This window comes from Chloroflexus sp. MS-G, from assembly GCF_000735195.1.
Taxonomy (GTDB): domain Bacteria; phylum Chloroflexota; class Chloroflexia; order Chloroflexales; family Chloroflexaceae; genus Chloroflexus.
Genome location: NZ_JPIM01000127.1, coordinates 1 through 12,217 on the forward strand (window position 1 = coordinate 1; position 12,217 = coordinate 12,217).

Consider the following 12,217-nt stretch of genomic DNA (forward strand, 5'->3'; position numbering starts at 1 on the left):
TGGGTGTGTGCGCAATGTGGCGCGCACCATGACCGTGACCTCAATGCGGCGCGGAACCTGAAACGGCTGGCAACCGAAACTGCCCTACCCGTGGCGAGTCCGACCAGTAATGGCGGCGCTGCGGCGGGGACCGTCCCCGCCGCAGCCGGGAAAGTCACGCCTGTCAGAGACGACGGTGGTCATCAAGACACGTCGGGGCAGGAAGAGAACCGTGCGCACCTTTGCGCACTTTCTTGATAGCAGTAGAAGGGATGGTTGGGCTTTTCCCTTCACTTCCCTCTTTCCTCTGGCCAGTCGTGCGGAATTAGGAAAGCTCTGAACAGGTTGGATACCTGCACCAAATGGCGTGCTGATAAGGCGGGCAATGGTTTCCCGCTCCGCACTGCGGGCCAGCGGTCCGTGCACCCACATGACGGTGTTGACATTCCTTCAACGTTTGGAAAAGCAAGGCATTGCACTAGTCGTACGGCAATCAAGGCTCTGAGAGAGTGTCTGAAAATTCTATGAAGAGTCGTTGATATGGATGCGGGCCAACCGTCTGACCATAACGTGAATCATGGCGACATAAATGAACGCTTCGCTCGTAGCGGTGTGTGCGTCGTCGTCCTTCCTCAAGCGACGATACCTCCCCAGCCAGGCAACCGTCCGTTCCACCACCCAGAGTCTCGGCAACACGTGGAAGCGCGATACCCCATCGGGACGCTTGCTGCTGGCCAGGGTCCAGCCACCAACGTGCTGCACCCATTCCACCACCTGGCCAGCATCGCCCCCATCGGCCCACATCACCCACACGTGCGACTGCTTCCCGTGGAGGTTGTCCACCACCAACCGTGCCCCGTCCCGGTCTTGGATATCGGCGGCATGCACCACCACCGTCACCACCACGCCCACGGGATCCACCAGCAGATGGCGTGTGCGTCCGTAGAGGTTGTTGCCAGCATCAGCCCCGCGCGGCCCCCGTTTTCGGTCGTTGTGACCGACTGGCTATCCAGAATCGCAGCGCTCGGTGCTGCCTCCCGCCCTGCGGCAACGCGCACGTCCGTGCGGAGGGCCGCATGGATGCGTACCCAGGTCCCATCCCGTTGCCAGAACCGAACGGAATGAGACACGGTCTGCCAAGGAGGCACGTCATCAGGACGCATCCGCCAGGTGCACCCACTGCGCACGATAGCGAAGATGGCGTTCAGCATCTCCCGGTACGCATAGACGCGATGTCGCCCTCGGCGTGGCGTCCGTTCCGGCAGAGCGGGGGCAATCCGTTGCCATTCTGCATCCGTAAGGTCGGTAGGATAGGGTTTTCGTGTGCTCTATTCGTTCATACCATCAAGGATACATCAAAACCCTCGACCAGATACATTTCAGACACTCTCTTCGATTAGCAATTTGGCCGGATAGCGTGCTGATGCAACGTATGCTGGTTTCCGATGTATATACACGCTGCGGATCGGAAAACGCCGTCAGCAAGTAGGTGATGTTCGTCGTGTTGGTATCAGCGGCAATCCAACACTGAAACATTACAAAGCCTTATCGCTCACTTCTTTCCACTCACTTCTCGCTTCGTAACGCGACAGGCACTTGCGACTTGTTCAAACACGGCGAGGGTCTGGGTTGCGGTGCGCTGGTACGAAAAACCGGCAGCCTGTTCCAGACCACGGATACGTAAGTCGGCGCGCAAGCTCTCATCACTTAAAAGGCGCTGTATGGCTGCTGCCCACCCTGCCACGTCGTCGGGGGCAATCCGGATAGCAGCCGCACCGACGACCTCGGGCAGCGAACTCGCATCACTGACAATCACCGGTGCACCGCAGGCCATCGCTTCCAGCGGCGGTAAACCGAAACCTTCATAACGCGAGGGATAGGTAAAGATGGTACACGCCTGGTAGAGCAACGGGCCATCCTCGGGTGGCACATCGATGCGCCGTACTGCCGTCGTGAGATCAAGGTCGGCAATCAATTGATCGATGTCCGGGAAGAGACGTGGATCGCGTCCCAGTGCTCGCCCGGCGATCGCCAGGGTTACGTATGGGTAGCGGCTACGTACCAGGGCAAAAGCGCGTAACAGGGTCGAGAGATTTTTGCGTTCGTCGAGGCCGCCTACATAGTAAATAAACGGCGATGCTACCCCGTAGCGGGCTGCCACCAGATTCTGGGCCGCAGCAATATCAGCAGCCGGGCGAAACTGCTCACCAGCGGCCAGATAGGTTACGGTGACCCGTTCTGGTGGGACGGCAAGATAGTTCAAGATTGTATTACGACTGAACTTCGAGAAGGTTAATATGTGCGTGCTGCGCAGTGCGGCCCGACGCACCAGCGCCATGTACAACCGAACCGACCAGCTCCCACGATACGCCGGAAGGAGCAGTGGAATCAGATCACCGATGGTTGTTACGACTGGTTGGCGCGCACGCAATGGTGGAGCAAAGTAGGGCACAAAGATCACGGTTGGCTCACCGTTTCGCGCCAGTCGCTGTGCGATCAGCGGTACGGCAATTTGCTCGAAGATAACCTTTGCTATCTGGCGTGGCCCGCCGATGGTTACGGTTATCCGCTCAACACCGCCTGGTAAAGCCAGTGTGGGCGAATTGCCTGGTAGCACCATCACGTAGCGGTGTTGAGGCGCCTGGCGATGCAGCCAGGGCGCCAGATTGTGCAGGTATTGACCAATACCTACGGTTGGTTGAGACCAAAAGCTGCCGTTGATCACGATCTGCACAGCAAGCTCCTCAAAGTTCCAAAAGGAGGGGGAATGTTGATGATACGATTGTTTGCTCTTATGATAGCCGATTTTGCCGATCCTGTGACACTCTGATCGATTGACAGTACCAATTGTTGGTGCGATAATCACCCAGGTTTCGCAGGTTGTTCTCCATTTCCACACAAAGCTGACAGGGTTTCTATGTCGAATCATCCTATCCATCTCAAACCAGAGTCATGGTTAGTGGCTGCCGGTAGAACGATTGCCAGCGGTGAGCCACTGAATGTACCGCCAATTCCTGCTTCAAACTTCATCATCGGGCAAGAGCGTTCGTATGCGCGGAGTGACGCGACCCCAACCTGGGAAGCCCTCGAAGAGATTGTGGGTGGTCTGGAAGGTGGGCGTGCACTTGCATTTGCTTCCGGTATGGCCGCCGTAGCAGCCGTGTTCGACCAGTTGCCCGTCGGTGCGCACGTCGTTTTGCCGGATGATTGCTATCAGGGTGTCGTTGGGCTGGCGATGGCTGGCGCAACCCGTGGTCGTTGGTCGGTACAGCGGTTGCCGCTGACCGATACCGCAGCATGGCAGCAGGCCTGTGCGGTTGCCGATCTGATCTGGCTCGAGTCGCCATCGAATCCGTTGTTGACAGTGGCCGATCTCCCGGCGATCTGTGCTGCACCGCGCAAAGCCGGTGCCATTATTGCAGTTGATAATACCTTCGCTACGCCGCTCAATCAGCAGCCACTTGAGTTCGGGGCAACCGTTGCGATACAATCGGCTACCAAATTTATCGGCGGGCATTCTGATCTTCTGGCTGGCGTGCTTACCACTCGTGAAGAGCAGCTCTGGCAAAAGCTGCGGCAGTCGCGGACATTGAATGGCGCGACCCCTGGTACTTTAGAGGCCTTTCTGGCAATACGTGGTGCGCGCACGCTGGCATTGCGCTTAGAACGAGCACAGCGTAATGCGCTGGAGCTTGCGCAACGACTGCAATCCCATCCGCTGGTTGCCAATGTACGTTATCCGGGTTTACCTTCCCATCCGACATATCAGGTTGCTCGTCGCGTGCTCAAGGGCTTCGGTACGATCATCTCGTTTGATCTGAAAGGCGATGCGGTGTTCGCAGATGCGGTTTGTCGGTGTGTTAGGCTGATCCGCCACGCAACCAGTTTGGGAGCAGTTGAGACGACCATGGAGCGGCGAGCGGCGGTTGCAGGGCAAGAGCATCTGCCGCCATCACTGTTACGGCTGAGTGTCGGGATCGAGGATGTTGATGATCTCTGGTACGATCTCGATACGGCGATGCGTGAGGCAGCACCGCTGTAAGGGAAGAGAAAAAAATGAGAGGGGGAGTGGCTTCACCACCCCTCACCTGCGCGGAGCATGGGGGATGATGGTGTGCTGATGCGCCAACCGATGGGTTGCCGTGCACTGCACAGCGCGGGCCAACAGCCGTCAGACCAACCGGTTTCGTTCAGCCCGTAAATAAGAAGCCAGCGCAGCGACAGGCGGAAACTCTGCTGCCCAATCGTCGTGATCCGGCCAAAATGAATCAAGACCACGAACACCAGTTCGTTCGTAGGCTAACGCTTGCGCCATCAATTCCAGTCGGTCAATTGCCTTAACCAGCCGTGCTTCAGGGGAAGTTCCGTTGGCATATTCATCCCACAGTGCCAGATATTCATCAGCGTGTGCCAGGTGTCCGATCAGGCTCTTCAGACCGTCTCGTTCGGCTTTGCGCTTGGTTTCACTACCGAGCAGACGAGTCGCCGACGCCGGCAAATCACCTAACAGCGACTCGGCCAGGTCATGCAATAGCGCAATCGCGAGGAGTCGTCCGCGATCAATTCCTTCAATCTGATCGCCAATCAAAAGACAGAGTACGGCCACGCTAAACGAGTGATCAGCAATACTCTCGACATCACGTACTCCGCGTTGCAACCAGCCGGTGCGCGGCAGAAGTTTTAAAGACAACAAACGTGGAATCAGGCCACTCAGCGCAGAGGGTTCCATGGAGTTTTCTTTCAAGGTTGAATCGCATGCACGCTATAAGGGGTTTTCAACATTATATCCCGACCCGAAAGTGGCAACGACGAGGGGAGGAATGAAATGAACGGGTCAGGTCCCCAACCAGGTTGCCGTGTGTACAGATATGTACCGCTTCCTGTTTCAATGATGGTGTGCAGCCGCATTCCTGGCGGCTTACGGATGATGCTCGTCCCTGCGGGCCAGCGGCTCGCGTACCCAGTCCACCGTGTTGGTCGAGGGGCGTTTTGTGCATTTGGATAGCGTTCTTTACCGGTAGTTCTCAATTTATGCGCCGGCAAGAAGCCTTCATCTTTCCAAACGACGACAACTCGAAAAACTCCTGGCGGGCAAGGGAGTAGCGTTGCTGCTATAGCGTATGGTGCTCTTTCAAGGTACGCACCTTCATTGCCGATACGTATCGGCACGAAGTATAGTCGCTGGTCCTCACTTTCCCTGCGGATCAAGGGTAGATGTGATCGGTATTTATCCAAAAACAACATAGATAATCGATAATTATTCATATGACAATTCACTATTGCTTTCTTGTGCCCCCAAGAGACGCAATGCACGGAGCGCCGAGAGGGTCTGTGCTGCATCCTCGGCCATGCGGACAATGCGGTTGAGACTCTCGCGCAGTGTCGGATCGGTAATCTCTGCGTGAACCAGTTGCGCTTCACCCATAATAACTGTCAAGACCTGGCTGATATGATGAGCCATATCACGAAAGACCTGTCGTGTTTGTTGAACTTCACTCTGTAATTCTTCATAATTTCGCGCCTGTTGCCGAAGCCGATCATAGTTCAACGCACGCTGTATGGTGTGGCGAAGGATGTCATTATTGATGGGTTTGGTCAGATAATCAAACGCACCGAGGGTTATGGCGTGGAGGATGGATTGTGGTGTGTCATTCGCCGTGGTAACAATGATCAATGGTCGATCCGGTTCGGTGGTCAGCCATTTCAGGAGCTCAAAGCCACTTCCGTCTGGCAGACCGAGATCAAGCAAGATAATCCGTGGTCGCCGTGAAGCGATCAGTTGGCGTGCCTCAGCAAGATTACGGGCAGTATCGATGGTATAGCCATCGCGTCGCAGTATGGTGGTTAGGGATAACTGGATGACGGGATCGTCTTCTACCAGCAGGATTGGTTCGTGCACGTGATTGCTCCAGTGTATGTTGTGCACCAGAGAGATTATCAATCTGGTGCTACATTGCTGTTCAACATAGACGTATTGTACATAATCATGGCGCCGGTTGCATACCTTGCTGACATACCGGGCAAAAGTAGGTGCTACGCTGAGCGATAACGATCCGCTCGATCAGGGTCTGACAACATGGGCAAGGTTCACCTGCCCGGTCATAGACGTTAAAATGTTCTTGTTGCGAGCCGCGTTGGCCGTAACTATCGCGATAATTGCGTAATGAGCTGCCCTGGTTGGCAATTGCTTCCTGGAGAACGACACGAATGGCGCGATGCAGGTGGTTGATCTGCTCTGGCGAGAGCGCCGCACCTGGTGTCAGCGGATGGATACCGGCAAGCCAGAGGGCTTCATTGGCGTAGATGTTACCAATTCCGGCGATCAGGTGCTGATCGAGAAGTAAGGTTTTAATTGGTGCGCGTCGGTGTTGCAGTTGTTGAGCCAGGGTGTCCGGTGTGAAATCATCTGTCAGTGGCTCTGGGCCATGGGATCGATCAAGCGCCGCCAGCCCCTGCTGATCAAGGAGATGAACTCGCCCAAATTTGCGTTGATCGTTGAAGATCAGGCAACGACCATTATCAAGTTCGAGGGCGAAATGCACGTGCGGTTCATGAGCCGCAGTCGGTTCGGTAACCAGCAAGTGCCCTGACATACGCAGATGGATTGCCATTGTCCATCCACGATCAAGGGTGAGAAGAAGCCACTTCGCTCGCCGTCCGACAGTCTCGATCCGTCGGCCAGTGATCAGTGCAGTAAATTCGGCAGGAGGCGGCGTGATCATTTTCGGCCAGTCGAGTTTGGCCAAACTCACAATGATACGGCCCTGAAGCTGTGGTACAAGGGAACGGGCGACAGTCTCGACTTCAGGTAGTTCCGGCATAGTATAAGTGTTCAACTCCGAGGAAGATACGTCTGAGCTAGTTGTATTTTGTCGAAAAACGGCAATTACTCACGCCACTCGGCGGTTCCATCGGCCCAGTGTTCCTGCTTCCAGATTGGCGCAATTTCCTTGATCCGATCCATGATGTAGGCGGCGGCAGCGAAGGCTGCATCGCGGTGCGGCGCGGCAACGACTACCAAGACTGCGGTCTCGCCGATTTCCAATCGCCCTACCCGATGATGTACACACACGCGCCCGATAGGCCAGCGTGCCCGTGCTTCATCGGCGATCTGGCGGAGCACCGGTACGGCCATTTCGGCATAGGCTTCATAGACCAGAAATGCTGTCGGACGGCCACCGAATTGGTTTCGCACGACACCGCTGAACGTTACTACAGCGCCATCATCTGGTGTTTGTACTGCCGCCACCAATGGCGCCGGATCAAGGGGTTCGGTTGTAATTACAAATGGTTCAATCATACGTCATCACTCCGTCCGCCACTGACAGGCGGGATGAAAGCGACTTCATCGCCATCGCTCAACACAGTTGCTGGCTGCGCAAACTGCTGATTCACGGCGAACAGCAGCCTACCGGTGTAGCCAGCCAGCCGTGGGTATTCGGCTATTAACTGTTCCCACAACTGACCCAGCGTTGTGCCCTCGGTTAGCGTATACTGTGCCTCGGCACGCCCGACAATGTCGCGGTGACCGGCAAAGAAGCGCACGGTAACGGTGATCATAGACATCTCCTGCTTACAAGCGGGCCTCAAATCCACCGTCGGCAGTAATGACGGCGCCGGTGAGATACTCGGCAGTTGGGCTGAGCAAACAGAGAATAATATTGGCAATCTCCTCTGGTGTACCTAGCCGACCGAGCGGTACGCGGCGGGCAAAGGCACGCAATGCCTCATCTGGACGTTGGGCATTGATCAGCGCCGCATTGGCGCGTAGTAATGAGGTGTCGATCAAACCCGGACACACACAATTAACCCGAATCCCGTCGGCTGCGCCGTCAATTGCCATTGCACGGGTCAGCGCAATCACACCGCCTTTGGAAGCCGAATAGGCTGCCCAGCCTGGTTCAGCCCGCAAGCCGTAAACCGATGCAACATTGACAATCGCGCCGCCACCCCGTCGCCGCAATTCGGGCATGACGAAGCGTGAGACGAGAAAGACGCCGGTAAGATTGACCGCAATAATCTCGTTCCAGAGCTGCAATGTCGTACTTTCAATCGTACCCGGTTGTTGAATGCCGGCGTTGTTTACCAACAGATCGATGCCACCGAAGGCCAACACCGTTTCATTGGCAATCCGGGCGGCATCGGCCTCGTTGCTGACATCGGCGATCACTGCCAGCGCCCGCCCTCCCCAGTCATTGATACCGGTGACTAACGCTGTCGTAGTTTCCTCATCACGGTCGGCGATCACCACACTGGCCCCTTCACGGGCGAGCGCCAGTGCGGTCGCCCGCCCAATGCCCTGGGCGCCGCCGGTTACGATAGCAACTTTCCCCTGAAATTTCATAGATCACTCCACCTCTTCTGACGGCAGCTCCGGCCCTGTACTTCCCGGTCGGAGAGCTTCTTCCGCTACGCGCCGCCAGAAGGCACTGAAACGACGGGGCGGTTCTCCACGCCAAGAGACGAACGTCGGTGGATGATGAATAACGACCTGTAGGCCGGTGGTCTGTAGTTCAGCTACATACTGCTGAAAACGCGGTGCAACACTGTCGGTCACGTGAACGGTTGAAGCCTGATGCTCGGCGGCAAATGCTCGCACTTCATCAACCACGACTCCACGACGGATGCTGCCATTTCTACCGGCAATTGCTTCAAGTGCACATTCGTAAAGAAAAAAGAGCCGCTTGAAGCTCAACTGAGCCGCTGCCAGAAATGGCTCGTCGAAGATAAATATGGCAGGCGCGCCGGGATTCGCCAGCAATGCCGGATCGGTCGGGCTAAGGCTATCACCGTGCAGCCAGACAATCACCCCGTTCATCGTCGTCCCTCCAGTTCTGCTAGTGATACCCCAAACAGCCGCCAGGCCAGATTCTCGTAACTGTCATCGAACGGACAACTGCCGTTGTGAGCCAGTGGACAACGCGCACAATAGGTTCCGGCACTGAAGCGTTCTACATTTTGACGATTGAAGATGTACGGTTTGTGGCTAAAGGTGCTGCCCACCCATTGCCATGACAGGCTGTTCGAGGCCGGATCGCCGTCGAGCAGATGGCGGTAAAAGAGATCGGCGCCCTCGCGCCAATCTACACCTAGCCAGTGTTGCAGATACGCAGCCACCCACATGCGGGCATGGTTGTGCATGTAACCGGTTGTGTACAGTTCGCGCAGTGACTCGTCGATGCACACCAGGCCGGTTGTGGCCGACATCACCTCTGGCGGGAGAAGACGACGCGGGACACGAGTCCGATATTTGGCCGGCTCAATATCCTGATGAATTCGATCACCGAGGTGAGCGTACACGAGTTGCCAAAACGCCCGCCAGGCCAGCTCATTGACAAACTTTTCCGTATCAGGGGTGTGACCAAACCGACTCAGGATCGAGTCGCGTACTTCGGCTAGCGTCAGGACGCCGTGGCGAATGTACGGTGAGAGCAGGGAAACCCCACGCTGCACCACATCGTTACGTGTGCGGGCGTAGTGCTGAACGTTAAACGCACGTAACCGACGGAGCGCAGCTCGTCGTCCACCACGAATGGGAGACGGCTGAGCGGCCCCCTCGAAAAGACCGGCAAGTGCTTCCGCCAGATACGCCGCCTGTTCTTCACGGGTTTGTAAATCGGTACGGAGTTGCATGAATTTCAGTCACGCTGCTGCGGCCAACAAGTCTGCTCTACCACCGATTAGAGCACCGTGCATTGTCCTGCTGTCGGTCGCGGGACGCTCGTTTCAATCATTCACCACAGACATTCTGGTGTAAAACCTGAACTCCAACAGCTATGACGCGACATAACTCGTTCTGCACGTTTCGCGTCTCTGCGATGAGTGTTCAGGTTGAGATCATTGCTCTTTTCGAGTATACCATGAGTTGCGCGACGAACAAACGGGGAAGGCACATGGTGAGGACAGACGATACCTTTTCCCCGCGAGCGCATCTCGATGGACGGGCACAGCGCCGCTGCGCTGCGACCGATCTTCTTCTACGAGAGGATATTTCAGGTAGGTTCTAACCACTAACGCACTGTAACGGTCGGGACGAAAAATGCCTGTTGCGTGGTGAGATCAATCTGATAGACCGGCTGTAACGAGGCGATTATTGCTCGAAGTTCATCAATGGTGAAGCCCTGTGCATCAAGTGCCATGCGTATACCGGCGGTGCCAGGGGCAGAATCTGGTTCAATTGCTACCCGATAACGCTGACCGCGTACCGGTTCGATCCGTACCTGCCAGCGGTCGATCACTTCAGCGGGCACTGCGGAATCAATATCGGGTACTCGGTCGAAGGTCAGGATCAGGCGTTTGTTGGACCCCGTATACAGCACACCGTTGATCGTAGAGCCACGCAACCGTAACAACACTGCCTGTTCAATACCGACCGGAAGCGTTGCCGGCAGGACGAATTGCTCCGATACATGAGCAAGCTGCGCCGGTTCAATGATGTTCGCTCGTAGCAGCGGCCAGCCCGGATCAACGAGTGGTTGGGGCGCCAATCCTTCAGTTTCAGCTCTTCCGTTCCACGCTCGCTCGAAAGTGAACGCATCGCGAATCTGTTCACTGCTAACCAGCCAGTTGAACTCGGCCAGCCGCCAGACTACCCGACTCGTCTGGGTACTGCCTGATGGGCCGACCAGTTCAGTGATACTCAAGACATGGCCGTCTTGACCGCTAATCGCCATCAAAACCAGTACCGACTCGGCGGTTTCGGGAGGCAGGTCAAGGGGACTGATACCGCGAAAGCTGACAATGTAGGCCAGGCGATTACCAATACGCTGTTGGCCCAGCAAGCGCAGATCCGGAGCCTCTGCCGCCTGGCGCAGGTACATCGGCACAATTGCCCATGGCCCGGTCTGGAGACGGGCGAGAAAGGCAGCTTGCTGTTGTTCAGGAGACAACAGACTCATCACTAACTCCGGCTCATTCGGTGCTGCACGGATGGGGAGATCGCCGTATAACGTTGGTGCATACGAGCCGTCAAGCGCGTAGTAGAAACGGCGTGTCCCATCGCCCAACTGGAACTCGTAGGGCGCACCACCCTCAATGTGGCGCAGTTGTAAGCGATGACGGGCCGAATTATCGCGGTCGTGCCAGATTTCAGCGAAGAGTGGGGCGATGGTGCGATTGTTAAAATACCAGATGGTTTGATAGCGAGCGTACCAGATGGGAGGGCCTTCTGGGGCGGGGAGGCCGCCATGGGCCAGCGCACGAACAACCAGTTCCCCGGCAGTTATGCCGGGTTCTGTTGCTCCTGTTGTCACCACGGTAAAAGGTGTACGGAGCAGGCCCGGCAAGATGAGGGTCAGGATCAGGACGATCAGCACGATTGGCGGTATCATCAGTGACCATTGCGTAAGACGTTGCCGTGGCGCAGTGGCACTTTTCAGCAAACGATTCAGCAATCGCGTCGGCAATGGTTGATTATCCCGTATTCGGCGCAGGGTCGCTGTCAACTCGTGCGTTACCGCCTGCCATTCGCGATCAAAGAGCCGACAGTGCGTACAGATACTGAGATGGCGACGGACGGTCTCGAACAGTTGAAGGTGCTGGGTCGGGTTGATCAGCGCCTGCCGGACAGTGACGCACACGTCACTCTGGATTTGCTGCGTGAGATGGTGACCGAGGGTAGGTGCCAATGCCGTGATCGCTTGTTTAAATATCTCCAGTGCGGCGTCAACACTAGTGTTCAACATTGCGGCGAGTCGGGCATAATCGGCGCTGAGTAAACTGTACGCCAGCACTGCCATCCGCTGATCAAGTGGCAGTGTACGTAGAGGCCCCAGGATCGATGCGGTTGGTGGCGCCGGACGGCGCTCACGTGGTTGATCGGCGTACTTGCTGAGTGCGAGCCGGTAGAGACGAGTAATCAGCTCGTCGTCACGCCAGACCGCAGGTGGCTGTTCGCGGAGTGTGCGCACCCACTGTTGCAGCAGACGCTGGGCTGTCCGTTCATCTGGGGTTAGCGCCAGTGCAAAACTGTACGCCACATTTCCGGCGTTGGTTAACCAGTGTACCAAATCGTTACCTATCATGCTCGTCGACCTGGCGCGGTGTGGTATCTGCCAGCAGTTGCTGCCGTAATCGCCACATCGTCTTGATTCGTGCCCGTTGCCAGGCTGCACTCTTTGGTCCGGTTTCGCGCAACAGGACGATCCGCTGCAATGCAATTCGGATTGCGTTCGCCTGTCGGTCGATCAGCGCATCGTTTTCCCGATCCGGCATAGAGTTCCCTCCACTGTCTGGGAGC

14 protein-coding genes are annotated in these 12,217 nt (G+C 56.4%); 2 read left to right on the forward strand and 12 right to left on the reverse strand.

Translation table 11 applies throughout. The features are described from left to right. The coding region (locus JE47_RS0117245; RefSeq protein WP_031460949.1) for a zinc ribbon domain-containing protein at nucleotides 1-237 on the forward strand (237 nt) is incomplete at its 5' end. Nucleotides 238-501: 264 nt separating this feature from the next. On the opposite strand, the gene JE47_RS20700 is transcribed toward JE47_RS0117245, so the two are convergent. Both JE47_RS20700 and JE47_RS0117255 read right to left on the reverse strand, forming a co-directional pair. After that, nucleotides 502-1,256 (reverse strand): IS5 family transposase gene (locus JE47_RS20700; RefSeq protein ID WP_442856926.1). Its coding sequence is split into 2 segments (ribosomal slippage): nucleotides 502-962 and nucleotides 962-1,256, totalling 756 coding nucleotides; the frame shifts between segments, so codons are not numbered across the junction. A gap of 275 nt (nucleotides 1,257-1,531) precedes the next feature. Then, nucleotides 1,532-2,713 carry a glycosyltransferase family 4 protein gene (locus tag JE47_RS0117255; protein WP_031460950.1) on the reverse strand — a complete coding sequence of 394 codons (1,182 nt, stop codon included), beginning with the start codon at nucleotides 2,711-2,713 and terminating at the stop codon, nucleotides 1,532-1,534. Between the two features lie 183 nt (nucleotides 2,714-2,896). Between JE47_RS0117255 and JE47_RS0117260 the strand changes: the two genes are divergently transcribed. Then, nucleotides 2,897-4,021 carry a trans-sulfuration enzyme family protein gene (locus tag JE47_RS0117260; RefSeq protein ID WP_031460951.1) on the forward strand — a complete coding sequence of 375 codons (1,125 nt, stop codon included), beginning with the start codon at nucleotides 2,897-2,899 and terminating at the stop codon, nucleotides 4,019-4,021. 129 nt (nucleotides 4,022-4,150) lie between these two features. Here JE47_RS0117260 and JE47_RS0117265 read toward each other — a convergent pair whose 3' ends face one another. The 10 genes from JE47_RS0117265 to JE47_RS20705 all read right to left on the reverse strand — a co-directional run. Continuing rightward, nucleotides 4,151-4,708: an HD domain-containing protein gene (locus JE47_RS0117265; protein WP_031460952.1), complete on the reverse strand. Its 558-nt coding sequence runs from the start codon at nucleotides 4,706-4,708 to the stop codon at nucleotides 4,151-4,153. Between the two features lie 528 nt (nucleotides 4,709-5,236). Further along, entirely contained in the window at nucleotides 5,237-5,878 is a 642-nt protein-coding gene (locus tag JE47_RS0117270; RefSeq protein ID WP_031460953.1) for a response regulator, read from the reverse strand. An 85-nt stretch (nucleotides 5,879-5,963) separates the two neighbouring features. Further along, nucleotides 5,964-6,800 (reverse strand): bifunctional DNA-formamidopyrimidine glycosylase/DNA-(apurinic or apyrimidinic site) lyase, encoded by an 837-nt coding sequence (gene mutM, locus JE47_RS0117275; protein ID WP_031460954.1) that lies wholly within the window; start codon nucleotides 6,798-6,800, stop codon nucleotides 5,964-5,966. 65 nt (nucleotides 6,801-6,865) lie between these two features. Further along, nucleotides 6,866-7,279: a molybdenum cofactor biosynthesis protein MoaE gene (locus tag JE47_RS0117280; RefSeq protein ID WP_028458040.1), complete on the reverse strand. Its 414-nt coding sequence runs from the start codon at nucleotides 7,277-7,279 to the stop codon at nucleotides 6,866-6,868. Next, nucleotides 7,276-7,539 carry a molybdopterin converting factor subunit 1 gene (gene moaD, locus JE47_RS0117285; protein ID WP_031460955.1) on the reverse strand — a complete coding sequence of 88 codons (264 nt, stop codon included), beginning with the start codon at nucleotides 7,537-7,539 and terminating at the stop codon, nucleotides 7,276-7,278. Before moaD ends, JE47_RS0117280 begins: the two co-directional genes overlap by 4 nt. 13 nt (nucleotides 7,540-7,552) lie before the next feature. Next, complete coding sequence (locus tag JE47_RS0117290; protein WP_031460956.1) at nucleotides 7,553-8,323, reverse strand: SDR family NAD(P)-dependent oxidoreductase; 771 nt, start codon at nucleotides 8,321-8,323, stop codon at nucleotides 7,553-7,555. 3 nt (nucleotides 8,324-8,326) lie between these two features. Further along, nucleotides 8,327-8,797: a hypothetical protein gene (locus JE47_RS0117295; protein WP_031460957.1), complete on the reverse strand. Its 471-nt coding sequence runs from the start codon at nucleotides 8,795-8,797 to the stop codon at nucleotides 8,327-8,329. Beyond that, on the reverse strand, nucleotides 8,794-9,612 hold the full coding sequence (locus tag JE47_RS0117300) for an FAD-binding domain-containing protein (protein WP_031460958.1): 819 nt from the start codon (nucleotides 9,610-9,612) through the stop codon (nucleotides 8,794-8,796). The genes JE47_RS0117295 and JE47_RS0117300 overlap by 4 nt, the downstream gene beginning before the upstream one ends. 377 nt (nucleotides 9,613-9,989) lie before the next feature. After that, on the reverse strand, nucleotides 9,990-12,002 hold the full coding sequence (locus tag JE47_RS0117305; protein WP_031460959.1) for a hypothetical protein: 2,013 nt from the start codon (nucleotides 12,000-12,002) through the stop codon (nucleotides 9,990-9,992). After that, on the reverse strand, nucleotides 11,992-12,217 hold a 226-nt coding region (locus tag JE47_RS20705), incomplete at its 5' end, for a hypothetical protein (protein WP_236631285.1). The genes JE47_RS0117305 and JE47_RS20705, both read right to left, overlap by 11 nt.

What these genes read in the sequence shown, in the direction of transcription:
- JE47_RS0117260 (WP_031460951.1), top strand. Translation starts at nt 2,897, where the DNA reads ATGTCGAATCATCCTATCCATCTCAAACCAGAGTCATGGTTAGTGGCT.
- JE47_RS0117265 (WP_031460952.1), bottom strand. Translation starts at nt 4,708, where the DNA reads ATGGAACCCTCTGCGCTGAGTGGCCTGATTCCACGTTTGTTGTCTTTA.
- mutM (WP_031460954.1), bottom strand. Translation starts at nt 6,800, where the DNA reads ATGCCGGAACTACCTGAAGTCGAGACTGTCGCCCGTTCCCTTGTACCA.
- JE47_RS0117280 (WP_028458040.1), bottom strand. Translation starts at nt 7,279, where the DNA reads ATGATTGAACCATTTGTAATTACAACCGAACCCCTTGATCCGGCGCCA.
- moaD (WP_031460955.1), bottom strand. Translation starts at nt 7,539, where the DNA reads ATGATCACCGTTACCGTGCGCTTCTTTGCCGGTCACCGCGACATTGTC.
- JE47_RS0117290 (WP_031460956.1), bottom strand. Translation starts at nt 8,323, where the DNA reads ATGAAATTTCAGGGGAAAGTTGCTATCGTAACCGGCGGCGCCCAGGGC.
- JE47_RS0117295 (WP_031460957.1), bottom strand. Translation starts at nt 8,797, where the DNA reads ATGAACGGGGTGATTGTCTGGCTGCACGGTGATAGCCTTAGCCCGACC.
- JE47_RS0117300 (WP_031460958.1), bottom strand. Translation starts at nt 9,612, where the DNA reads ATGCAACTCCGTACCGATTTACAAACCCGTGAAGAACAGGCGGCGTAT.
- JE47_RS0117305 (WP_031460959.1), bottom strand. Translation starts at nt 12,002, where the DNA reads ATGATAGGTAACGATTTGGTACACTGGTTAACCAACGCCGGAAATGTG.